Source organism: Cereibacter sp. Soil_C_27, from assembly GCF_057657095.1.
In genome coordinates this window covers 174,344-195,483 of the sequence record NZ_JBDGJD010000001.1, presented here as the reverse complement: position 1 = coordinate 195,483, position 21,140 = coordinate 174,344, and the positions used below count along the sequence as shown (strand labels likewise).

The window sequence follows — 21,140 nt, the reverse complement described above, 5'->3', positions numbered from 1 at the left end:
ATGCAGATCTGCATCTTCGGCGCCGGCGCCATCGGCGGCTACATGGGCGCGAAACTGGCGCAGGCGGGGGCCGAGGTCAGCCTCGTCGCCCGCGGCCCGCATCTGGCGGCGATGCAGGCGCGCGGCCTGACGCTGATCGAGGAGGGCCAAACGACCACCGTCCCGGTCCGCGCCTCGGGCGATCCTGCGGAGCTGGGGCCACAGGATTATGTAATCCTGACGCTGAAGGCCCATTCCGTGCCCGCGGTGGTGCCGCAGATCCTGCCGCTGCTCGGCCCGGGCAGCACGCTGGTCAGCGGCGTCAACGGCCTGCCCTGGTGGTATTTCCACAAGGCAGGCGGCCCGCTCAAGGGCACCCGCCTCGCCTCGGTCGATCCGGGCGGGGTGCAATGGGATGGCTTCGGGCCCGACCGCGTACTGGGCTGCGTGGTCTATCCCGCGGCGGAAGTGGCCGAGCCGGGTGTGATCCGCCACATCGAGGGCAACCGCTTCTCGCTGGGCGAACCCTCTGGCGAGAAATCCGCCCGCGCCGTCGCCCTGTCGGAGGCGTTGGCGGCGGCGGGGCTGAAGGCGCCGGTCCGGCCGCGCCTGCGCGACGAGATCTGGGTGAAGCTCTGGGGCAACCTGTCGTTCAATCCCATCTCGGCGCTGACCCATGCCACGCTCGACGTCCTCTGCACCGACCCCGGCACCCGCGGCGTTGCCCGGGCGATGATGCTCGAGGCCCAGGCGATCGCCGAGACGCTGGGGGTGAAATTCCCAATCGACGTCGAGCGGCGGATCGACGGCGGCGCGGCGGTAGGGGCGCATCGCACATCGATGTTGCAGGATCTGGAGGCGGGCCGCCCGATGGAGATCGAGGCGCTGGTCGGCTCGGTGGCGGAGCTGGGGCGGCTGGTGGGCGTGCCGACGCCGACGGTGGACACGGTGCTGGCGCTGGTGCGGCTCAGGGCGCAGGTTGCGGAGGCCGGGCGCTGACGGCAGGGCCGGGACCAAAATCCTTCTGAAGGATTTTGGCGAAAGTTTTCAGAAAACTTTTGCGCCCAGAGGGTTCAGCCGATCTCCTCGGCAATCACCGCCACGCAATCCCCCGGCTTCACCAGCCCCGGGAAATGCCGCGCGGTGAACAGCCCCGACCGCCGGGCGAGCAGCGTCACCGGCTCCACCCCCGTCCGCCCGACCGGAAAGATCCGCGCCAGTGGCTGACCCTTCGCCACCCGGTCGCCCAGATCGGCCAGAAAGGCGATCAGCCCGCCATCCTCGGCAAACAGGAAGCAGTCGCCATCCGGCATGTCGAGCCAGCGCGTCGGCTGCGGGTCGGGCTCGCCCTGCAGGATGCCCGCCGCGATCAAGAGGTTGCGGCAGCCGCGCGAAGCGATCCCCGCCGTGCGGGCCGAGGCCGTGCCGCCGCCGCCAAGCTCGGTGGTGACGAAGGTCTTGCCCATCTCCTCGGCGGCGGTGTCGAACATGCCCACCGCGTCGATCTCCAGCATCCGCACCGACCAGGGTGCGCCGAAGGCCCGCACCAGATCGAAGGCCCGCGCCTCCTGCGCCTTGTCGGGCAGCACATGCGCGGCGCAGAAGGGTAGGAAGTCGAGCGTCCTGCCGCCCGAGTGGAAGTCGAGCACCACATCGGCCAGGGGCAGCAGCACGCGCTGGAAGTAATCGGCGATCTTCTCGGTCACCGTGCCGTCGGGGCGGCCGGGGAAGCTGCGGTTCAGGTTGCCGCGGTCGATGGGCGAGGTGCGGGTGCCGGCATGGAAGGCGGGGAAGTTCATCGCCGGCACGATGATCACCCGCCCCGTCACGTCCTGCAGCCGCAGCGTCCGCGCCAGATCGAAGAGCGCGATCGGCCCCTCGTATTCGTCGCCGTGGTTGCCAGCTGTCAACAATGCCGTCGGCCCCTCACCCCGACGGACCACGGTGACCGGGATCATCACAGACCCCCAGGCCGCATCGTCGCGGCTGTAGGGCAGGCGCAGGAAGCCGTGCTGCACGCCCTCGGCGTCGAAATCCAGCTCGGTGGTGATCGGCGAGGGCCGCATGGTCAGTCCTTCACGAAAAGCTGGCGCGGCACGTTGGCCAGGCATTCCATCCCGGTCTCGGTGATGAGGATGCTCTCGGTGATCTCCAGCCCCATGTCTTCCAGCCAGAGCCCGGTCATGAAGTGGAAGGTCATGCCGGGGCGCAGTTCGGTCCGGTCGCCAAGACGCAGGCTCACCGTGCGCTCGCCCCAGTCGGGCGGATAGCTGACGCCGATGCCATAGCCGGTGCGGCTGTCCTTCACGATGCCGTATTTCGCCAAGACGTCAAAATAGGCCCGCGCGATATCCTCGCAGGTGTTGCCGGGCCTTGCTGCCGCCAGCCCGGCCTCCATGCCTTCCAGCGTGGCCTTCTCGGCGTCGAGGAAGGCCTGTGTCGGCTTGCCGAGGAACAGCGTGCGCGACAGCGGGCAGTGATAGCGGTGATGGCAGCCGGCGATCTCGAAGAAGGTGCCCTCCCCCGCCCGCATCGGCTTGTCGTCCCAGGTCAGATGCGGTGCCGAGGCCTCGCGCCCCGAGGGCATCATCGGCACGATGGCCGGATAATCGCCCCAGGCGCTGCCCTGCCCCCGGATGCCCGCGCCATAGATCTCGGCCGCCAGATCGCATTTGCGCATCCCGACCTCGGCCACCTCGAGGATGCGGGCGTGCATCCCCTCGACGATCCGGGCGGCGGCACGCATGTAGGCGATCTCCTGCGCCGATTTCACCCCGCGCTGCCAGTTCACCAGCGCCGTCGCGTCGGAGAAGCGGGCATCCGGCATATGCTTCACCAGCGAGGCGAAGGCGGCGGCGGTGAACCAGTAGTTGTCCATCTCCACCCCGATCCGCAGGCTGCCGAAGCCCCGGTCGGACAATCGGGCCGAGAGGTAGTCCATCGGATGCCGCTCGGTCGACTGCACGTAGTGGTCGGGATAGGCGATCAGGCTTTCCGGGCTGAGCCATGCCGTCAGCATCGCCCCCGCCGCATCCATGCCGCGCCCGAACCACAGCGGCTCGCCCGTCGGCGGCACCACCACGCATTGATGCACATAGAAGGACCAGCCGTCATAGCCGGTCAGCCAGTTCATGTTCGACGGATCGGTGACGATCAGCAGATCGACGCCCTTGGCCTCCATCGCGCGGCGGGTCTTGTCCAGCCGCAGGGCATATTCCTCGCGACTGAATTTCAGCGCCGGTCCGGTCATCGCAGCTCTCCCGTTGGTCGCACCTGTGGCCGGCGCTTTCGCCCATCTGAGAGGCGCAGGCGCGACGGGTCAAGGCCTGCCGCGAATTTCCGGGGCGCGGGGCTGCACCCTGCCCGAAATCCGTGCCATGCTCGAGGCTCCCGTCCGCACCCGGACCTCACCGAGGCGCGCCCGCGCCGGAAAGGACGCCATGCTCGACCGCGACAACGAACTCACCGCATGGGACCGCGACCATTTCTTCCACCCCTCCACCAACATGGGCGCCCATGCCCGGGGCGAGACCCCGACCCGCGTCATCACCGGCGGCGAGGGCGTGCACATCACCGACCGCGACGGCAAGCGCAGCCTCGACGCCTTCGCCGGGCTCTATTGCGTGAACGTGGGCTATGGCCGGACCGAGATCGCCGAGGCCATCGCGGCGCAGGCGCAGGAGCTGGCCTATTACCATTCCTATGTCGGCCACGGCACCGAAGCCTCGATCACGCTGGCGCGGATGGTGGTGGAGCGGGCGCCCAAGCACATGAGCCGGGTCTACTTCGGCCTCTCCGGCTCGGATGCGAACGAGACCAACATCAAGCTGATCTGGTATTACAACAATATCCTCGGCCGGCCCGAGAAGAAGAAGATCATCTCGCGCTGGCGCGGCTATCACGGGTCGGGGGTGATGACCGGCTCGCTCACCGGGCTGTCGCTGTTCCACAACGCTTTCGACCTGCCGCGCGCGCCGATCCTGCACACCGAAGCGCCGTATTTCTTCCGCCGCGAGGACCGCTCGATGACCGAGGCGCAGTTCTCGGCGCATTGCGCGGCGAAGCTGGAGGAGATGATCCTCGCCGAAGGGCCCGACACCATCGCCGCCTTCATCGGCGAGCCGATCCTCGGCACCGGGGGCATCGTGCCGCCGCCCGAGGGCTATTGGGCGGCGATCCAGGCGGTGCTGGAGAAATACGACGTCCTGCTGGTGGCCGATGAGGTGGTGACCGGCTTCGGGCGGCTCGGCACGATGTTCGGCTCGGACCATTACGGCATGACGCCCGATCTCATCACCATCGCCAAGGGCCTGACCTCGGCCTATGCGCCGCTGTCGGGCTCCATCGTGTCCGAGAAGATGTGGGAGGTGCTGGTGCAGGGTTCCGACCAGCTCGGCCCCATCGGCCATGGCTGGACCTACTCGGCCCATCCGATCTGCGCGGCAGCGGGGGTGGCGAACCTGAAGCTGATCGACGAGATGGGCTTGGTGGCGAATGCCGGCTCCACCGGCGCGCATTTCCGCAAGGCGCTGACCGACGCGCTGGCCGGGCATCGAAACGTGGGCGAGGTGCGCGGCGACGGGCTGATGGCGGCGGTGGAATTCGTCGAGGACAAAGACGACCGCCGCTTCTTCGATCCTGCGCGGAAGATCGGCCCCGCCGTCTCGGCGGCGCTCCTGGAGCGGGGCGTCATCGGGCGGGCCATGCCGCAGGGCGACATCCTCGGCTTCGCCCCGCCGCTCTGCCTGACGCCGGAAGAGGCCGATACGGTGGTCGCGGCGACGGTCGGCGCGGTGAAGGCGGTGTTCGGCTGAACGTGAAAAGGCCACCCCGGATGGGGTGGCCTTCCCTCGGCCTGTTGCCGGGCCTTACTCGGCTGCCGGACCGGCGACCGGCGTGCCGGTGACCGGATCGAGGTAGCTCACGACCGGCATGCCATTGGCATCGGTCATGTTCACCAGGTAATAGGCGTCATCGACGCGCGACACCGACAGGACGGTGTAGCCCAGCGTGTTCAGCTGGCTGGCGAGGTTGAGCAGCGGCATCCACTGGATCGGCGCGGCAGCGGCCTCTTCCACCACGGCTTCGGCTGCGGGCGCAGGCTCGACCACGGCGACTTCGGCAGCGGGGGCTTCCTCCACCACAGCTTCCGGCGCGGCGGCAGCCTCCACCGGAGCGGCTTCGGTGGCAGGGGCTTCGGCAGCCACGGCTTCTTCGACCGGGGCAGCTTCGGCAGCGGGCGCTTCGGCGGTCACGGCTTCCTCGACCGGGGCGGCGTCAGCGGCAGGCGCTTCGGCGGTCACGGCTTCCTCGACCGGGGCGGCCTCGGCGGCAGGCGCTTCGGCGGCGACGGCTTCCTCGACCGGGGCGGCGTCAGCGGCGGGCGCTTCGGCGGCGACGGATTCCTCGACCGGGGCGGCCTCAGTGGCGGGCGCTTCGGCGGCGACGGCTTCCTCGGTCGGCGCGGCCTCGGCGGCAGGCGCTTCGGCGGCGACGGCTTCCTCGGCCGGGGCAGCCTCGGCAGGGGCCTCGACGGCTGCCGCGTCCACGGCGGGCGCTTCGACCGCAGCGGGCTCGGCGGCGGTTTCTGCCGGAACGGCGGCTTCGGTCACCACCGCCTCGGGCGCGGGGGCCGGGGCGGCGACCAAGAGCGGCGCGGGCGCGGCCTTGGCGGCACCGGCGTAGTAATCGGCCAGCCAGGGCGTGTGGGTCACGATGGCATAATGCACCGCGAAGGAGCTGACGGCGACCGTGCCCAGCAGAAGCGGCACGCCCACGGTCGGGTTGACGACGAGCCAGAGTTTCGAGTTGTTCATGTCATTCCTCCCTCAGCCAAGCCACGGGGTCGCGGCCGCCGCCAGAAAATGTGCCAGCAGCGCAATGCCGCCGAAGACGCGGGTGCCGAGGACGAGCTGCGTCTGCACCTCTTCCGCCTCGGCCATGGTCAGGCCCGTGGGCCATACTTTTTTCGGATCCTCAGTCAACTTGGTACTCCCCGAATGTTGTCGACACTGCGTGCAGGGGCCTGCACGCGAAACCTTGCTGTTGCAGTCCGGTGGCGTCACGTCTCCGCCCGCCGCCGCCCGGCGCCCCGACCGAAAAGCTCCGAGGATGAAACTGTAACGAATCCCTTACATCCGCAATGTCAACTTGCGCGGACACGCTGCGACCAATTGGTGCGGGGGCGGAGGCAGGGCAGCAGGAAGCTGCCCCGCTGGAGGCCTCCCGGGGGGCAAGCCGTTGTGAACAAGGGAATTTCTCTGAGGCCGCTGCGGCCCGGTCTAGCTGCCGCGATAGGTGGAGTAAGCGAAGGGCGAGAGCAGCAGCGGCACATGGTAATGCGCATCCGCATCCGCCACGCCGAAACGGATCGGGATCTCGTCGAGGAACAAGGGCCCCGTCCCCGCCTGCCCGCTGGCCCGCAGGTAATCCCCGGCGAAGAACACCAACTCGTAGTGCCCCGCCACCAGCGCCTCGCCCGCCAGCATCGGCGCGTCGGTGCGCCCGTCGGCATTGGTCACCGTCTCGCCGACCGGGTCGCGCCCGGACTCCGAAAGCCGGTAGAGCGCGATCCTCACCCCCGCGGCGGGCAGGCCCCGCGCGGTATCCAGCACATGCGTCGTCAGCCGTCCCATCAGCATCTCCCCTTCGTTCGGGCGGAGAATGGCGCATCTGGCGGGCGGATGCGACAGGAGAGATGCGACGGGGGGACTTGCAGCCGACCGCATTCGCGGCTTTCCTGCCGCCGCAGGACGATGGAGACGACAATGCCCCGATACCCCCGCGACATGCGCGGCCACGGCCCCACCCCGCCCGACGCGCAATGGCCGGGCGGCGCGAAGATCGCCGTATCCATCGTGCTGAACTACGAGGAAGGCGGCGAGAACAACATCCTGCACGGCGACGGCCAGTCCGAGGCCTTCCTCTCCGACATCGCCGGGGCGGCACAATGGCCGGGGCAGCGGCACTGGAACATGGAGTCGATCTACGAATACGGCGCCCGCGCCGGGTTTTGGCGGCTGCACCGCCTCTTCACCGGGCTCGACATCCCGGTGACGGTCTATGGCGTTGCCACCGCCCTCGCCCGCTCGCCCGAGCAGGTCTCGGCGATGCAGGCGGCCGGCTGGGAGATCGCCTCGCACGGGCTGAAATGGGTCGAGCACCGCGACATGCCCGAGGAGGAGGAGCGCCGCCAGATCGTCGAGGCGATCCGGCTGCACACCGAGGTCACCGGCCAGCGACCGACCGGCTGGTATACCGGGCGCTGCTCGGTCAACACGGTGCGGCTGACCGCCGAGCAGAGCTTCGACTGGATCTCCGACACCTATGACGACGACCTGCCCTACTGGATCGAGGCCGGCGAGCGCGACCAGCTGGTGATCCCCTACACGCTGGAAGCCAATGACATGCGCTTTGCCACGGCGCCCGGCTACATCACCGGCGAGCAGTTCTTCCAGTATCTCAAGGACAGTTTCGACACGCTTTATGCCGAGGGCGAGGCGGGGGCGGCGAAGATGTTCTCGATCGGGCTGCACTGCCGGCTGATCGGCCGGCCGGGCAAGATCGCCGGGCTGAAGCGGTTCCTCGACTATGCCGCGGGGCATCCGGGCGTCTGGTTCCCGCGCCGGCTCGACATCGCCCGCCACTGGGCCGCGACCCATCCGCCGGTTCACCGCGAACGTCCGAGCCAGATGACCCGCGACAGTTTCATCGCGGCCTTCGGCGGCATCTTCGAACACTCGCCCTGGATCGCCGACCGCGCCTTCGATCTGGAGCTCGGCCCGGCGCATGATTGCGCCGCCGGGCTGCACAACGCGCTGGCCCGGATCTTCCGCTCGGCCATGCCCGCCGAGCGTCTGGGCGTGCTGCAGGCTCACCCCGACCTTGCGGGCAAGCTGGCCGCCGCCGCCCGGCTGACGCCGGAGTCGACGCAGGAACAGCAGAGCGCCGGGCTCGACGCACTGACCGACGCCGAGCGCGAGACTTTTCAGGCGCTCAATGCCGACTACACGGGCAAGCACGGCTTCCCCTTCATCATCGCGGTGCGGGACAATACGAAAGCCAGCATTCTCAATGCCTTCCATTCGCGCATCGCGAATGACACCGAGACCGAGTTCCAGACCGCCTGCGCGCAGGTGGAACGCATCGCCGCGCTGCGGCTTCAGGACATGCTGAAATGACCGACTATTACGCGCCGCGCGGCGGCCTGCCGCCCCAGACCCAGCTGATGACCGGACGGGCGGTCTTCACCGAGGCCTACGCCTTCCTGCCGAAGGGCGTCTTCTCCGACATCGTGACCTCGGCCCTTCCCGGCTGGAGCCATACGCGGCTCTGGCTGATCGCCCGGCCGATGTCGGGCTTTTCCGAGACCTTCAGCCAATATGTGATGGAAGTCGCTCCCGGCGGCGGGTCGGATGCGCCGGACCCGGAAAGCGGCGCGGAATCGGTGATCTTCCTCACCCATGGCGAGATCTGGCTGTCGCTCGACGGGCAGGAGCATGACCTCGGCCCCGGTGGCTATGCCTATATTCCGGCGGGCTGCCGCTGGCGGCTGAAGAACGCCAAGCAGGAACCCGCGCGCTTCCACTGGGTCCGCAAGCTCTACGAGCCCGCCGCAGGCATTGCGCCGCCCGCGCCCTTCGTTACCAACGAGCGCGAGATCAAGCCGATCGCCATGCCCGACACCGAGGGCAAATGGGCCACCACCCGCTTCGTCGATCCGGGCGATGTGGCGCATGACATGCATGTCAACATCGTCACCTTCCAACCGGGCGGGCTGATCCCCTTCGAGGAGACGCATGTCATGGAGCACGGGCTCTATGTGCTGGAGGGCAAGGCGGTCTACAAGCTGAACCGCGACTGGGTCGAGGTGGAGGCGGGCGACTTCATGTGGCTGCGCGCCTATTGCCCGCAGGCCTGCTACGCTGCCGGGCCCGGCCCGTTCCGCTACCTGCTCTACAAGGACGTGAACCGCCACGCCAAGCTGCGCGGCCCCGGCGCTTTCGGCGCCCCGGCCTGAACCCCCCTCATTTTTCTGTCCCTGAACATCCACGGGCGTTCTTCCACCGGAGACCGGCATGAACCTCATCTCCCCGCAACCGCTGACGGCCGAGGCCTTCGCCCCCTTCGGCGATCTGCTCGACGCCAGCGGCGCGCCGGATCGGCTGATCAATCAGGGGCTCTGCGGGCGGCACCATGACCGGGCGCGGCTCGATTTCGGCCCCGAGGGCCGGGCGGGCATCTCGATCTTCAAGGCCGAGCCGCGCCGCCTGCCCTATCTGCTGGAGATGGTGGAGCGGCATCCCGAAGGCTCGCAGGCCTTCCTGCCGATGACGGAACATCCGTTCCTCGTCATCGTCGCGCCAGATGCGGGCGGCACGCCCGGCGCGCCGCTCGCCTTTCTCACCGCGCCGGGTCAGGGCATCAACCTGCATCGCGGCACATGGCACGGGGTGCTGACGCCACTGCAGGCGCCGGGGCTCTTTGCCGTGGTGGATCGGATTGGGCCGACGCCGAACCTCGAGGAACACTGGTTCCCCGAGCCGTTCAGCATCGGCTGAGCCGGGCGCCCGTCGCTCCCGCGCAAGTCACTCCGGCGCGTGGCAGACGACTTCGATCCGGTAGCCATCCGGGTCCACGACGAAGGCGGCGTAGTAGTTCGGATGGTATTCCAGACGCAGCGCCGGTTCGCCGTCATCGCGCCCGCCGCAGCGCAGGGCGGCGGCGTGGAAGGCATCGACGGCGGTACGGGTCGGGGCGGTGAAGGCGAAATGGGCCTGTGCGACCGGCTCGTCATAGCTCGGTTCCGGCACGAGGCTGATGCTGAAATCGTCGCGCCCGTCCTTGGCCCAGCGCGCGAAGGTCTCGCCGCGCACCTTTGCGGCGATGCCGAGCCGCGCCAGTGCTGCGTCATAGAAGGTCCGCGACCGTTTCATATCGGTCACACCAAGCGAATAACTGTCGAGCATGTGAAACTCCCCCCAGAGATGACGACGGCTACAACTTCGAATTGTACCTCTTGTTCCGGGTTTTTCACCGAATATTTCTGCAACTGAAACGTGCCGTTAGAAGATTGCTCGGCAGTCAGGAAACGACTCACCCTGCGGCGGGGCGTCGCGGCGGGAAGCCTGCCCGCAAGACGGGAAAAGGGGGTGCGGCGCTGACGATCCGGCGGAGCTAGAGGCCCCGGGCCTGCATCAACCGCGCCACGTCGAGCATCCGGTTGGAGAAGCCCCATTCGTTGTCATACCAGCCGAAGACGCGCAGCATGCCCCCGGCGGTGACGCGGGTTTCTGGCAGGGCCATCACGATGCTCTCCGGCCGCGCCCGCAGGTCGGAGGAGACAAGCGCCCGCTCCGTCACCCCGATCACCCCGCCCGCCGCCGTTAGTGCCGCATTCACCTCGCCCGCCGTCACCGCGCGCCCGGTCATCACCGCCAGATCCACCGCCGAGACACTCGCCACCGGCACCCGCACTGCCGATCCCTCGATCCGCCCGGCGATCCCGGGCAACACGAGATCCAGCAGGCGCTGCGCCGAGGTGGTGGTCGGCACCATCGACAGCGCCGCGGCCCGGCTGCGGGCGAAGTCGGCGGCGGGGGCATCCACCGTCGGCTGGCTGCCGGTATAGCAGTGGATCGTGGTCATCGAGCCGGTGACGACGCCCCATTCCCGTTCGATCAGTGCAACCAGCGGAGCCAGCGCATTGGTGGTGCAGGAGGCGTTGGAGACGATGCGCTGCCCTGCCAGCCCCGCCTCGTTCGCCCCGAGCACCACGGTAAACTCCGCCGCGCGCGATGGCCCCGAGACCAACACCCGCCCGGCCCCGGCGAGAAGCCCCTGCGAGGCGATCTCGGTCCGGTCGGCGCGGCCGGTGCATTCCATCACTAGATCGATGTCCGACAGATCGAGCGCCGTCAGATCGGCGACCCGATGCAGCGGGATCCGCAGCCCGTCCACCAGCAGCGCGCCCTCCTCCAGCGCGACGCTTCCCGGCCAGGGGCCGAAGACCGAGTCGAATTCGAAGAGATAGGCGCACATCTCGGCAGCGGCGATGTCGTTGATGCCCGCGATCTCCAGCGGGCCGCCACCGCCCTTCTGCCGCGCCAGCGCGTAGGCGCGCAGCACCGAACGCCCGATCCGACCGAAACCGTTGATGAAAACCCGCATGATCTTCCCTTTCGCTGCGGCAAAGTCAGATCACGAAGCCACGCCGGGTTCAACGGCGGGCTCTGAGACAGATTTGCCGCGATCTTCGGCAGATCCGCCCGCCGCCCCTCCTTCTTTCGGGGGTGCGACCGATTGGAGCCTTGCATTTGCCGTCAGGTGGATTTTTCATCAGTCGAAACCGTTTTTCTGCACATGCCGGGTGAAGGAGCTTGCCGATGGCCGATGCTGCCGCCGTGATCCGCCGCCAACGGGGACGCCCGAAGGCTGCCGAGGACAAGACCGAACAGAACACGGTGCAGTCGCTCGACCGGGCGATCGGGCTGCTGAAGCTCCTGGCCGAAGCGCCGGGGATGACGCTGTCGGAATTGGCGGCGGCCAGTGATCAGGCGGCCGCAACCGTCTATCGCGCGCTGGTGACGCTGCAGGGGCATGGCATCGTCGAGATCGAGGAGCCGGGGCAGCTCTGGCATGTCGGCGCCGGGGCCTTCCGCATCGGCACGGCCTTCCTGCGCCGGTCGGACGTGGTCGAGCGGGCGCGCGGGCCGATGGCCGAGCTGATGGAGGCGACGGGCGAGACGGTGACGCTGGGGATCGAGGCGGGAGATGCGGTGCTCTATGTCGCGCAGGTCGAGACGCGGCAGGCGATCCGCGCCTTCTTCCCGCCGGGCGCGCGGGGGCCGCTGCATGCCTCGGCGGCGGGCAAGGCGCTGCTGGCCTGGGCCGAGGAGGAGCGGGTGCGCGAGATCCTCGACCGGCAGGGGCAGGAGAAGTTCACCTCGCTGACCATCACCTCGGGCTCGACGCTGCTGCGCGAGCTGTCGCGGAGCCGGGACAAGGGCTTTGCGCTGGAGGATCAGGAGGGGGCGGAAGGCATGCGCAGCGTGGCCGCGCCGATCTTCAACGCCTTCGGCGAACCGGTGGCGGCGCTTGCCGTGTCGGGCCCGGCCTTCCGGCTGAGCCTGACGGAGATCACCCGTCTGGGCCAGACGGTGCGCGCCGCCGCAGATCGGGTGACCGCGGCGACGGGCGGCACGCCGGCCTAGCCGAGGCTCGCCGCATTGGCGTGGATATGCTGGACCAGCGCCGGGTTCAGCTTCAGCCGTGCAGCCAGCAGGGCGAGATAGCCTTTTTCGGCGGGGGCCTCGGCATCGACCACCAGCACCGAGGCGGTGTAGATCTCCGCCGCTTCCTCGGGTGTGCGGGCCAGTGCGGCAACGCGGCCGACGTCCAGCGGCGCGTCGAGCTCGCGCGTCACTAGCGCCTCGGCCTCGGCGCCGAGCCCGAGCGTCGCGAGCTGGCCGCCGATGCGCCGCCGCTCTGCCGGAGTCACGTGACCGTCGGCCTTGGCCGCGGCCACCATCGCCCGCAAGAGCCGGGCCGAAAGCTCGTCGGCCTCGCCCGCGTCCTGCGGCAGGAAGACCGTGCCTTCCGGCGCAGGCAAAGCACCCGGGGTGGCGCCGGCCTGCTTGCCCGCCTGCCAGTCCTGCCACGCCTTGTAGGCCAGCCCGCCGACCAGAGCCATGCCGCCGACCCGCACCGCCGTGCCGCCGAGTTTGCCCAGCCCCTTGCCACCCAGACCCTTGCCACCAAGCAGCAGGCCCAGCAGCCCACCGCCGATGGCGCCCTTGCCGAGGGTCGACTGGCTGTCCCAGGCGCCGCGCGCCTTGGCCGCCAGATCCTCCAGCCCCGCCGTGCCGCCGCTGCTGCCGCCGACGCTGCGCATCAGGCTGTCCAGCAGGGATTTTGCATCTTTCATGGTCTCGCTCCCTTGTTTCTGGCTTTCGATATGGGAACGCGGCGCGCCGGTTCAATCGGGGCGCGGCGGGACGCTTTCCGACAGAAAGAATCAGGCTTTACAAGTCCGACTGTTTAAGTCACCTTTACCTTATCCAAGCCAACCCACGGGGTCAGCCCGGAGCCCTCAGTCAACCCGGAGGCCCCATGACACGCGCCAGACCCCTGCCTGAACCCGAACCCAGCTTCACCGAGCTGCTGCGCCAGGCGCTCGAAGGTTTCCTGCCTTCCGCTCCCGGCCTTCACATGATCTTCGACCGGATGGAGCGCACGGCATGAACGCGATGACCGATATCACCGACATGATCGAAACCGGAATCCCGGTGCATGACGCCACCCGCCTGACGGAGGGCGGCTGTCAGGCCCGGATCGTGCTGAACGGGCAGGTCTACAGCCTGCGCATCACACGGGCCGGCAAGCTGATCCTGACCAAGTAAACATCGGGGCGCCCGTCGGGGCGCCCTGTTTTCCGTGAAGCCCCGGGCCCTGCCCCGCAAACCTGCCGCGAGACTCCGATGAAGAACCCCCTGCTTGCCTCGCTTCTCTGCGCCACGGCGCTCTGCGCCCAGCCGCTGAGGGCTGCGGAACCCGCCGAGGTGGTCGGCACCTATGCCGATATCGCCGCCGCGACCTATGCCGACAGCCTGAGCACCGCGAAGGCCCTGCAGAGCGCGGTCGACATGCTGATCGCGATGCCGGGCGAGGATACGCTGCAGGCCGCCAAGACCGCCTGGCTCGCGGCGCGGGTGCCCTACCAGCAGTCGGAGGTGTTCCGCTTCGGCAACCCGGTGGTGGATGACTGGGAAGGCAAGGTGAATGCCTGGCCGCTGGACGAGGGGCTGATCGACTATGTCGACGCGAGCTATGGCGGCGCGACCGAGGAGAACGAGTTCGCGGCGCTGAACTTGGTGGCCACGCCGAAATTCACCCTTTCGGGCAGCGAGATCGACGCGACCGAGATCACGCCCACGCTGATCGGCGAGACGCTGCACGAGGCCGACGGCATCGAGAGCAACGTGGCCTCGGGCTATCATGCGGTAGAGTTCATGCTCTGGGGGCAGGATCTTAACGGCACCGGCCCGGGCGCGGGCGCGCGGCCCTATTCCGACTACCTGACGGGCGACGGCTGCACCAACGGCCACTGCGACCGCCGGGCGGCCTATCTGAAGGCCGCGACCGATCTGCTGGTGAGCGATCTCGACTACATGGCCAAGGCCTGGGCCGAGGGCGGCGAGGCGCGGGCGGCGGTGACCGCCGATCCGGCGGCGGGGCTTTCGGCGATGCTGACCGGGATGGGCAGCCTCTCCTACGGCGAGCAGGCCGGGGAGCGGATGAAACTGGGCCTGATGCTCAACGATCCCGAGGAAGAGCATGACTGCTTCTCGGACAACACGCACAACAGCCATTACTACGATGGCCTCGGCGTGCAGAACGTCTATCTCGGCAGCTACACCCGCCCGGATGGCAGCGTGGTCTCCGGCCCGTCGCTGTCGGAGCTGGTGGCGGCCAAGGACGCCACGCTGGACGAGACGCTGAAGACCGAGCTTGCGGCCAGTGTCGCGGCGCTGGGGGCGATCAAGGCCGAGGCCGAGAGCGGAACCGCCTATGACCAGATGCTGGCGGCGGGCAATGCGGAAGGCGAAGCGCTGATCCTCGGCGCGGTCGACGCGCTGGTGACCCAGACCGCCTCGATCGAGCGGGCAGTGACGGCGCTCGGCCTGAACGGCATCGCCTTCGAGGGCTCGGACAGTCTCGACAACCCCAACGCCGTCTTCCAGTGACCCATCCGCGGAGGCGCCCCGTGCCTCCGCCTTCCAGCCGGACATGGCCATGATCGTCTGTCATTGCATGAACATAACCGACCGAGACATCCGTGCCGCCGTGGACTGGATGCGCGCGGCGGATGCCTCCACCATCATCACCCCCGGCAAGGTCTACCATGCCCTCGGCAAGCGCGCCGAATGCGGCGGCTGCATGCCGCTTTTGCTTGACACCATGCGCCGTTGCGACAGTTTCGAAGTACCCATGAACCTGCGCGGCCTCCGTCGCGCACAACCCGCAGGGAAAGTGAAACATGCAGGGCGAGCCGAAGGTTATCGAATATCTCAACGCGGCGCTGAGGTCTGAACTCACCGCTGTCAGCCAGTATTGGCTGCATTACCGGTTGCAGGAAGACTGGGGCTTCGGCCGGCTCGCCGACAAGTCGCGCAAGGAAAGCATCGAGGAGATGCACCACGCCGACCGTCTGATCGCCCGGATCATCTTTCTCGAAGGCCACCCGAACCTGCAGCGCCTCGACTCGCTGCGCATCGGCCAGACGATCAAGGAAACGCTGGAATCCGACCTTGCCGCCGAGCATGACGCGCGCACGCTCTACATCGAGGCGCGGGAATATTGCGACAGCGTGGGCGACTATGTGTCGAAGAACCTGTTCGACTCGCTCCTGACCGACGAGGAAGGCCATATCGACTACCTCGAGACCCAGCTGCACCTCTTCGAGAAGCTCGGCGAAGAGCGTTACGGCCTGCTGAACGCCAAACCCGCGGATCAGGCCGAGTAAACCGCTAGCGGCAACGGGTCGCGCCATTTTCCGATTGAAAGACTCGGGAAATGGCGCGACATCTGCGGCGAAAGGACTCGTTCCATGCCGTCTCTGCCGCCCCCCTGCCTTGCCCCCCTGCTGATCGCCCTTTCGCTGGCCTCGCCTGTGCGCGCGCAGCTTCTCGACCCGCCGGAGCTGGCCGTGGTGCCGCGCACCGCCGCCGAGACCGCGCGGATCGCCGCGATCACCGCGCCGCCGACCGATTTCACCAAGCCCGAAGCCTTCGAGGCGCTGCCCGGCGGCGCCGCCAGCGTGCGCGCCCGGACGACGGCCGACGCCTTTTCGCAGAGCTCGGGCAACATGCCCTTCGAGCGCGAGATGGATTTCAAGCTGGGCAACGGGCTGTTCCGCAAGCTCTGGGTCGCCGCGCCCTCCTCGACGCTGGCCTCCGACGGGCTGGGGCCGCTCTACAACGCGCGGGGTTGCCAGAACTGCCATGTGAAGGACGGGCGCGGCCATGCGCCGGAGGGGCCGGAGGATGCGGCGGTGTCGATGTTCCTGCGGCTCTCGGTGCCGGGAGGCGTCGCGCCGGAAGGGATCGAGGACTATCTGACCGCACTGCCCGAACCGACCTATGGCGCGCAGTTGCAGGATTTCGCCGTGCCCGGCCATGCCGCCGAAGGGCGGATGGCGATCAGCTATGTAGAACAGCCGGTGACCTTGGCCGATGGCGCGGTGGTCTCGCTGCGCGCGCCGAGCTATGGCGTGGCGGATCTCGGCTATGGCCCGCTGGCGCCCGATACGATGCTGTCGCCGCGGCTGACGCCGCAGATGATCGGGCTGGGGCTGTTGGAGGCGATCCCGGCGGCGGACATCTTCGCGCTGGCCGACCCCGAGGATGCCGATGGCGACGGTATCTCGGGCCGGCCGAACATCGTCTGGTCGGTCGAACGCAACGCGCCGATGCTGGGCCGCTTCGGGCTCAAGGCGGGGGCGCCGACGATCAAGCAGCAGTCGGCGGCGGCCTTTGCCGGCGACATGGGCATCTCCAACCCGCTGTTCCCGGCGCATTCCGGTGAATGCACCGAGGCGCAGACCGCCTGCCTCGCCGCGCCGACCGGGGCCGAGCCCGGGGTGCGCGACGGGCTGGAGGTGGACGCCGCGGGGCTCGATCTGGTGGCCTTCTACGCCCGCAACCTCGCCGTGCCGGAGCGTCGCGGGCTGGACGATCCGCAGGTGCTGCGCGGCAAGCAGCTGTTCCACGACAGCGGCTGCGCCGCCTGCCACCGCCCGAAATTCGTGACCCACCGGCTGGAGAGCCAGCCGGAGCAGAGCTTCCAGCTGATCTGGCCGCATACCGACATGCTGTTGCACGACATGGGCGAAGGGCTGGCCGACAACCGCCCCGAGGCGCGGGCCGACGGGCGCGAGTGGCGCACGCCGCCGCTCTGGGGCATCGGGCTGACCGAACAGGTCAGCGGCCACAGCCACTTCCTGCACGACGGCCGGGCGCGCACCCTGCTCGAAGCCCTGCTCTGGCATGGCGGCGAGGCGGAGGCGGCGCGGCAGCGCGTCATCTCACTGCCGAAACCCGACCGCGACGCGCTGATCGCCTATCTGGAGAGCCTGTGATGCTGACCCTGCTCCGTGCCGCCGCCGCGCTGGCGCTGCTCGCCCTGCCCGCCCGCGCCGATGTGGCCACGGCGGTGGAACAGGTGATCCTGCCCGGCTATGCGGGCTTCACCGAGGCCGCGCGGGCGCTGGAAACCGCCGCCGAGGCCGACTGCCGCCCTGAGGCGCTGCGTCCGGCCTATCACGCCGCCTTCGACGCCTGGATGGCGGTCAGCCACCTGCGCTTCGGCCCTGCCGAAGAGGGCGGCCGCAGCCTCGCCATTGCCTTCTGGCCCGACCCGAAGGGCAGCGGGGCCAAGACCATGGCGCGGATGATCGCCGCCGAAGACCCGGCGGTCGAGGATCCCGCGGCTTTTGCCGAGGTTTCCATCGCCGCGCGCGGGCTCTTCGCACTGGAGCGGCTGCTCTACGATCCGGCGCTGACCGGCGACTATGCCTGCGCGCTGACCCGCGCCACCGCTGCCGACCTCGCGCGGCTGGCGGGAGAGATCGAGGCGGGCTGGGCGGAGTTCGCACCGCTGCTCCTGACGGCGGGGCAGCCCGAGAATGCGCGCTTCCTGACCGAGACCGAGGCGCGGCAGGCGCTGTTCACGCAACTGATGGCCGGGCTCGAATTCACTGCCGACCAGCGGCTCGGGCGTCCTCTGGGCACCTTCGACCGCCCCCGCCCGGAACGCGCCGAGGCGCGGCTGTCGGAGCGGTCGCTGCGCAACGTGCAGCTGTCGCTCGCGGCGCTGGAGCGGCTTGCGCTGGCGCTGGCCCCCGACAGCCCGCAGACCGAGGCGGGTTTTGAGGCCGCCGAACGGCTGGCGGCGGAGCTCGACGATCCCGCGTTGGCCGGGGTGGCGGATGTGCAAGGCCGGCTGAAGGTGGAGATCCTGAAGCAGCGCATCCATGCCCTGCGCGACACGGTGACGACGGACGTGGGCGCCGCACTCGGCGTGTCGACTGGCTTCAACGCAGCGGATGGAGATTGAGATGGCGACGCGCCGACATGTGCTTGCCGGACTTCTGGCCTCGGCCCTGCCCCGGCTCAGCTGGGCCGATGCCGGCAGCCCGACCTTCGTCGCCGCCGCAAGGGATGCAACCGGCGCCTTCGCGCTGCACGGGCTGAGCGCCGAGGGCGCGCCGCTCTTCGCCATCCCGCTGCCCGCGCGCGGCCATGCCGCCGCTGCCCATCCGTTGCGCCCCGAGGTGGTGGCCTTCGCCCGCCGCCCCGGCACCTATGCGCTGGTGATCGGCTGCGCCTCGGGCACGGTGCTGGCGCGGCTGACCCCGCCGGAGGGGCGGCAGTTCAACGGCCATGGCGCCTTCTCGCAGGATGGCAGCCGGCTCTACACCTCGGAGGTGGTGGCCGAGACCAGCGAGGGGCGGATCGGGCTCTGGGACACGCGGAGCTATCTGCGGATCGGCGAATTCGCCTCGGGCGGCATCGGCCCGCATGAGCTGCGGCGGCTACCGGGCAGCGAGCTTCTGGTGGTGGCGAATGGCGGGATCAGGACCGACCCCGAGGACCGCAGCAAGCTGAACCTCGATGCGATGCGCCCGAACCTGAGCTACCTTTCGCCGGAGGGCAAACTGCTGGAGCAGGTCGAGCTGGAGGCGGAGTATGCACAGAACTCCATCCGGCATCTGGCCCTGGCCGAGGATGGCACGGTGGCCTTCGCGATGCAGTGGGAGGGCGACCCCGCCGACCCCGTGCCGCTGCTGGGCCTGCACCGGCGCGGCAGTCCGGCGCGGCTCTGCCCGCCAGCCGAGACCGAGGCCTATGCGATGAAGGGCTATGCCGGATCGATCGCCATCGACGCGGCGGGCGAGCGGCTGGCGCTGACCTCGCCCCGGGGCAGCGTGGTGCAGCTGTTCGCGGGCGACGGCACGCCGCTGGCCACCCATCCGCGGCAGGATGCCTGCGGCGTCGCGGCGGCGGCGGGCGGCGGCTTCATCGTCACCGATGGCGGCGGCGCGGTGAGCCATCTGACCGATGCAGGGATGCGGCCGCTGCAGACCACCGCCGCGGCCTGGGACAATCACCTCGTCCGCATCGCCTGAAGCCCGCGGAGGATGTCGCTGACCACCGCCTCGACCGGCTGGTCGATATCCACCGTCACCGCGGCCTCGTCGGGCCCCGGCGGCTCCAGCGCGGCGAACTGGCTTTCGAGCAGCGAGGCAGGCATGAAATGCCCCTCGCGCGCCCGCATCTGCGCGGCGATCACCCGCCGGCTGCCGGAGAGATGCACGAAGATCACCTCGCCCGCCGCGTCGCGGATGCGGTCACGGTAGGCCCGCTTCAGCGCCGAGCAGCCGAGGATCAGCGCCTCTTCCGCCGCCAGCGCCTGCCCGACGCGCGCGAGCCAGGGCCAGCGATCCTCATCGGTGAGCGGCTCGCCCCGCGCCATTCTGGCGATGTTGCCGGGAGGATGCAGGTCGTCGCCGTCGCGGTAGGCGATGCCGATCCGCGCCGCCAGCGCCTGCCCGACGCTGGTCTTGCCGCTGCCTGCCACCCCCATCAACACCAAGCGCATCGCCATCCTCCGTGTTGCGCCTGTAGCCGCGGCGCAGGAGCGGTTTATATACGGGGGGACGGCACGGAAAAGAAGGAGCGGCACAGTGAGCGCAGAGATCGGCCTGATCGGCCTTGGAACCATGGGTGCGTCGCTGGCGCTGAACATCGCCGAGAAGGGCTTCGACATCGCCGTCTGGAACCGCACGACCGAGGTGACGCGCGACTTCCACGCCGGGGCGGGCGAGCTGGCCGCGCGGATCACCCCGACCGAGACGCTGGAGGCGCTGGTGCAGGCCATCGCCCGACCGCGGGCCATCATCCTCATGGTGCCCGCCGGGCCGGTGGTCGACGACCAGATTGCGGCGCTGCGCCCGCTGCTCGACGAGGGCGACCTGATAATCGACGCGGGAAATGCGAACTTCCATGACACCCAGCGCCGCGCCAAGGCGGGCGGCTTCATGGGCATCGGCATCTCGGGCGGCGAGGAGGGCGCGCGGCACGGGCCCTCGATCATGGGCGGCGGCGCCTCGGCCGACTGGGACCGCATCGCCCCGGTGCTGACCGCCATCGCGGCCTCGGCCGAGGGCCAGCCCTGCGCCACATGGATGGGCGCCGGCGGGGCGGGGCATTTCGTCAAGGCGGTGCACAACGGCATCGAATATGCCGACATGCAGATGATCGCCGAGATCTACGGCGTGATGCGCGACGGGCTCGGGATGAGTGCCGCGCAGATCGCCGAGGCTTTCCGGCAGTGGAACCGCGGCCCGCTGCAATCCTACCTGATCGAGATCGCGGGCGAGGTCGCGGCGGCGGTTGATGCCGATGGCGCACCGATGCTCGACGTGATCCTCGACAAGGCCGGGCAGAAGGGCACCGGGCGCTGGACCGCGATCGAGGCGCAGCATCTGGCGGCGCCGATCCCGGTGATCGAGGCGGCGGTGATGGCGCGCAACGTCTCGGCCCGGCTGGAGGAGCGCCGCGCGGGCGAGGCGCTGTTCGGCTGCGCCCCGCGCCGCCTGCCCGGCTCGCTGAGCCTAGAGGGGCTGGAGCGGGCGCTGATCGCCGGCAAGATCCTCTGCTACGCGCAGGGCTTCGCCATGATGACCGAGGCCTCGGCGCAGTTCGGCTGGGACCTGCCGATGCCCGAGATCGCCAAGGTCTGGCGCGCGGGCTGCATCATCCGCTCGACCATGCTCAACGACATGGCGACCGCGCTGCAGGAAGACCCAGGCCGCAACCTGGTGCTGGCGCCCCTGTTCATCGACCGGCTCTGCGGCACGCAGGGCGACCTGCGCGAAACCGTGGCCGAATGCGCCCGGAGCGGCCTGCCGCTGCCCGCGCTGTCGGCGGGACTCGCTTGGTTCGACATGATGCGCACCGCGCGCTCGACCGCCAACATGATCCAGGCGCAGCGGGATTTCTTCGGCGCGCATGGCTTCGAGCGGCTCGACGGGGCTCCCGGCAGGCATGGGCCTTGGGCGCATGGCTGACGGCGGAGCGGGGGCGAGCCCCTGCACCCCC

The 21,140-nt window shown here is 69.4% G+C and carries 24 protein-coding genes; 15 read left to right on the top strand and 9 right to left on the bottom strand.

Annotation, left to right across the window (positions count from 1 at the left end):
- Positions 1 to 978, top strand: coding sequence for a 2-dehydropantoate 2-reductase (locus AC3A5Z_RS00965; RefSeq protein WP_487517546.1), 978 nt, complete (start codon positions 1 to 3; stop codon positions 976 to 978).
- Positions 979 to 1,052: 74 nt separating this feature from the next.
- Here the strand turns inward: AC3A5Z_RS00965 and doeB are convergent, their stop codons facing one another.
- Both doeB and doeA read right to left on the bottom strand, forming a co-directional pair.
- Positions 1,053 to 2,045, bottom strand: coding sequence for a N(2)-acetyl-L-2,4-diaminobutanoate deacetylase DoeB (gene doeB / locus AC3A5Z_RS00960; protein WP_487517545.1), 993 nt, complete (start codon positions 2,043 to 2,045; stop codon positions 1,053 to 1,055).
- 2 nt (positions 2,046 to 2,047) lie between these two features.
- On the bottom strand, positions 2,048 to 3,229 hold the full coding sequence (gene doeA / locus AC3A5Z_RS00955) for an ectoine hydrolase DoeA (RefSeq protein ID WP_487517544.1): 1,182 nt from the start codon (positions 3,227 to 3,229) through the stop codon (positions 2,048 to 2,050).
- Between the two features lie 190 nt (positions 3,230 to 3,419).
- Between doeA and AC3A5Z_RS00950 the strand changes: the two genes are divergently transcribed.
- Positions 3,420 to 4,793 carry an aminotransferase gene (locus AC3A5Z_RS00950; protein ID WP_487517543.1) on the top strand — a complete coding sequence of 458 codons (1,374 nt, stop codon included), beginning with the start codon at positions 3,420 to 3,422 and terminating at the stop codon, positions 4,791 to 4,793.
- Between the two features lie 54 nt (positions 4,794 to 4,847).
- On the opposite strand, the gene AC3A5Z_RS00945 is transcribed toward AC3A5Z_RS00950, so the two are convergent.
- From AC3A5Z_RS00945 to uraH, 3 genes are all read right to left on the bottom strand, one after another.
- Positions 4,848 to 5,795, bottom strand: coding sequence for a light-harvesting protein (locus tag AC3A5Z_RS00945; RefSeq protein WP_487517542.1), 948 nt, complete (start codon positions 5,793 to 5,795; stop codon positions 4,848 to 4,850).
- 12 nt (positions 5,796 to 5,807) lie between these two features.
- Entirely contained in the window at positions 5,808 to 5,963 is a 156-nt protein-coding gene (locus tag AC3A5Z_RS00940; protein ID WP_487517541.1) for a light-harvesting protein, read from the bottom strand.
- 297 nt (positions 5,964 to 6,260) lie between these two features.
- Complete coding sequence (uraH, locus tag AC3A5Z_RS00935; protein ID WP_487517540.1) at positions 6,261 to 6,620, bottom strand: hydroxyisourate hydrolase; 360 nt, start codon at positions 6,618 to 6,620, stop codon at positions 6,261 to 6,263.
- Between the two features lie 126 nt (positions 6,621 to 6,746).
- Here uraH and puuE point away from each other — a divergent pair, with 126 nt between their 5' ends.
- Genes puuE through AC3A5Z_RS00920 form a run of 3 tightly spaced genes read left to right on the top strand, consistent with a single transcriptional unit; the run spans position 6,747 to position 9,539 of the window.
- Positions 6,747 to 8,159: an allantoinase PuuE gene (puuE, locus tag AC3A5Z_RS00930; RefSeq protein ID WP_487517539.1), complete on the top strand. Its 1,413-nt coding sequence runs from the start codon at positions 6,747 to 6,749 to the stop codon at positions 8,157 to 8,159.
- On the top strand, positions 8,156 to 8,998 hold the full coding sequence (locus AC3A5Z_RS00925) for a bifunctional allantoicase/(S)-ureidoglycine aminohydrolase (protein ID WP_487517538.1): 843 nt from the start codon (positions 8,156 to 8,158) through the stop codon (positions 8,996 to 8,998). Before puuE ends, AC3A5Z_RS00925 begins: the two co-directional genes overlap by 4 nt.
- A gap of 58 nt (positions 8,999 to 9,056) precedes the next feature.
- Complete coding sequence (locus tag AC3A5Z_RS00920; RefSeq protein ID WP_487517537.1) at positions 9,057 to 9,539, top strand: ureidoglycolate lyase; 483 nt, start codon at positions 9,057 to 9,059, stop codon at positions 9,537 to 9,539.
- A 27-nt stretch (positions 9,540 to 9,566) separates the two neighbouring features.
- Here the strand turns inward: AC3A5Z_RS00920 and AC3A5Z_RS00915 are convergent, their stop codons facing one another.
- Positions 9,567 to 9,947 carry a VOC family protein gene (locus tag AC3A5Z_RS00915; protein ID WP_487517536.1) on the bottom strand — a complete coding sequence of 127 codons (381 nt, stop codon included), beginning with the start codon at positions 9,945 to 9,947 and terminating at the stop codon, positions 9,567 to 9,569.
- Positions 9,948 to 10,155: 208 nt separating this feature from the next.
- A complete protein-coding gene (locus AC3A5Z_RS00910; RefSeq protein WP_487517535.1) occupies positions 10,156 to 11,148 on the bottom strand; it encodes a type I glyceraldehyde-3-phosphate dehydrogenase in 993 nt (330 codons plus the stop codon).
- Between the two features lie 215 nt (positions 11,149 to 11,363).
- On the opposite strand from AC3A5Z_RS00910, the gene bhcR reads away from it, so the two are divergent.
- Positions 11,364 to 12,191 carry an HTH-type transcriptional regulator BhcR gene (bhcR, locus tag AC3A5Z_RS00905; RefSeq protein WP_487517534.1) on the top strand — a complete coding sequence of 276 codons (828 nt, stop codon included), beginning with the start codon at positions 11,364 to 11,366 and terminating at the stop codon, positions 12,189 to 12,191.
- Here bhcR and AC3A5Z_RS00900 read toward each other — a convergent pair.
- Positions 12,188 to 12,904 (bottom strand): tellurite resistance TerB family protein, encoded by a 717-nt coding sequence (locus AC3A5Z_RS00900; RefSeq protein ID WP_487517533.1) that lies wholly within the window; start codon positions 12,902 to 12,904, stop codon positions 12,188 to 12,190. The two genes, bhcR and AC3A5Z_RS00900, sit on opposite strands and share 4 nt — an antisense overlap.
- A 185-nt stretch (positions 12,905 to 13,089) precedes the next feature.
- Here AC3A5Z_RS00900 and AC3A5Z_RS00895 point away from each other — a divergent pair, with 185 nt between their 5' ends.
- The 8 genes from AC3A5Z_RS00895 (at position 13,090) to AC3A5Z_RS00860 (ending at position 19,165) form a co-directional block, all read left to right on the top strand.
- Complete coding sequence (locus AC3A5Z_RS00895) at positions 13,090 to 13,221, top strand: hypothetical protein (protein WP_487517532.1); 132 nt, start codon at positions 13,090 to 13,092, stop codon at positions 13,219 to 13,221.
- Between the two features lie 23 nt (positions 13,222 to 13,244).
- Positions 13,245 to 13,379 carry a hemin uptake protein HemP gene (gene hemP / locus AC3A5Z_RS00890; protein ID WP_245941443.1) on the top strand — a complete coding sequence of 45 codons (135 nt, stop codon included), beginning with the start codon at positions 13,245 to 13,247 and terminating at the stop codon, positions 13,377 to 13,379.
- A gap of 78 nt (positions 13,380 to 13,457) precedes the next feature.
- The gene (locus AC3A5Z_RS00885) at positions 13,458 to 14,723 is read left to right on the top strand and encodes an imelysin family protein (protein WP_487517531.1); all 1,266 of its coding nucleotides are present in this window, start codon (positions 13,458 to 13,460) and stop codon (positions 14,721 to 14,723) included.
- 49 nt (positions 14,724 to 14,772) lie between these two features.
- Entirely contained in the window at positions 14,773 to 15,069 is a 297-nt protein-coding gene (locus tag AC3A5Z_RS00880) for a (2Fe-2S)-binding protein (RefSeq protein WP_487518607.1), read from the top strand.
- Complete coding sequence (bfr, locus tag AC3A5Z_RS00875; protein ID WP_487517530.1) at positions 15,017 to 15,502, top strand: bacterioferritin; 486 nt, start codon at positions 15,017 to 15,019, stop codon at positions 15,500 to 15,502. The genes AC3A5Z_RS00880 and bfr overlap by 53 nt, the downstream gene beginning before the upstream one ends.
- An 84-nt stretch (positions 15,503 to 15,586) precedes the next feature.
- A complete protein-coding gene (locus AC3A5Z_RS00870; RefSeq protein WP_487517529.1) occupies positions 15,587 to 17,116 on the top strand; it encodes a di-heme oxidoreductase family protein in 1,530 nt (509 codons plus the stop codon).
- Entirely contained in the window at positions 17,116 to 18,093 is a 978-nt protein-coding gene (locus AC3A5Z_RS00865; protein WP_487517528.1) for an imelysin family protein, read from the top strand. The genes AC3A5Z_RS00870 and AC3A5Z_RS00865 overlap by 1 nt, the downstream gene beginning before the upstream one ends.
- 1 nt (position 18,094) lies before the next feature.
- Positions 18,095 to 19,165 carry a DUF1513 domain-containing protein gene (locus AC3A5Z_RS00860; protein ID WP_487517527.1) on the top strand — a complete coding sequence of 357 codons (1,071 nt, stop codon included), beginning with the start codon at positions 18,095 to 18,097 and terminating at the stop codon, positions 19,163 to 19,165.
- Here AC3A5Z_RS00860 and AC3A5Z_RS00855 read toward each other — a convergent pair.
- A complete protein-coding gene (locus AC3A5Z_RS00855) occupies positions 19,144 to 19,638 on the bottom strand; it encodes a gluconokinase (protein ID WP_487517526.1) in 495 nt (164 codons plus the stop codon). The two genes, AC3A5Z_RS00860 and AC3A5Z_RS00855, sit on opposite strands and share 22 nt — an antisense overlap.
- Positions 19,639 to 19,723: 85 nt before the next feature.
- Here AC3A5Z_RS00855 and gndA point away from each other — a divergent pair, with 85 nt between their 5' ends.
- Positions 19,724 to 21,109 carry an NADP-dependent phosphogluconate dehydrogenase gene (gene gndA, locus AC3A5Z_RS00850; protein WP_487517525.1) on the top strand — a complete coding sequence of 462 codons (1,386 nt, stop codon included), beginning with the start codon at positions 19,724 to 19,726 and terminating at the stop codon, positions 21,107 to 21,109.
- The last annotated feature ends 31 nt before the right edge of the window (positions 21,110 to 21,140 follow it).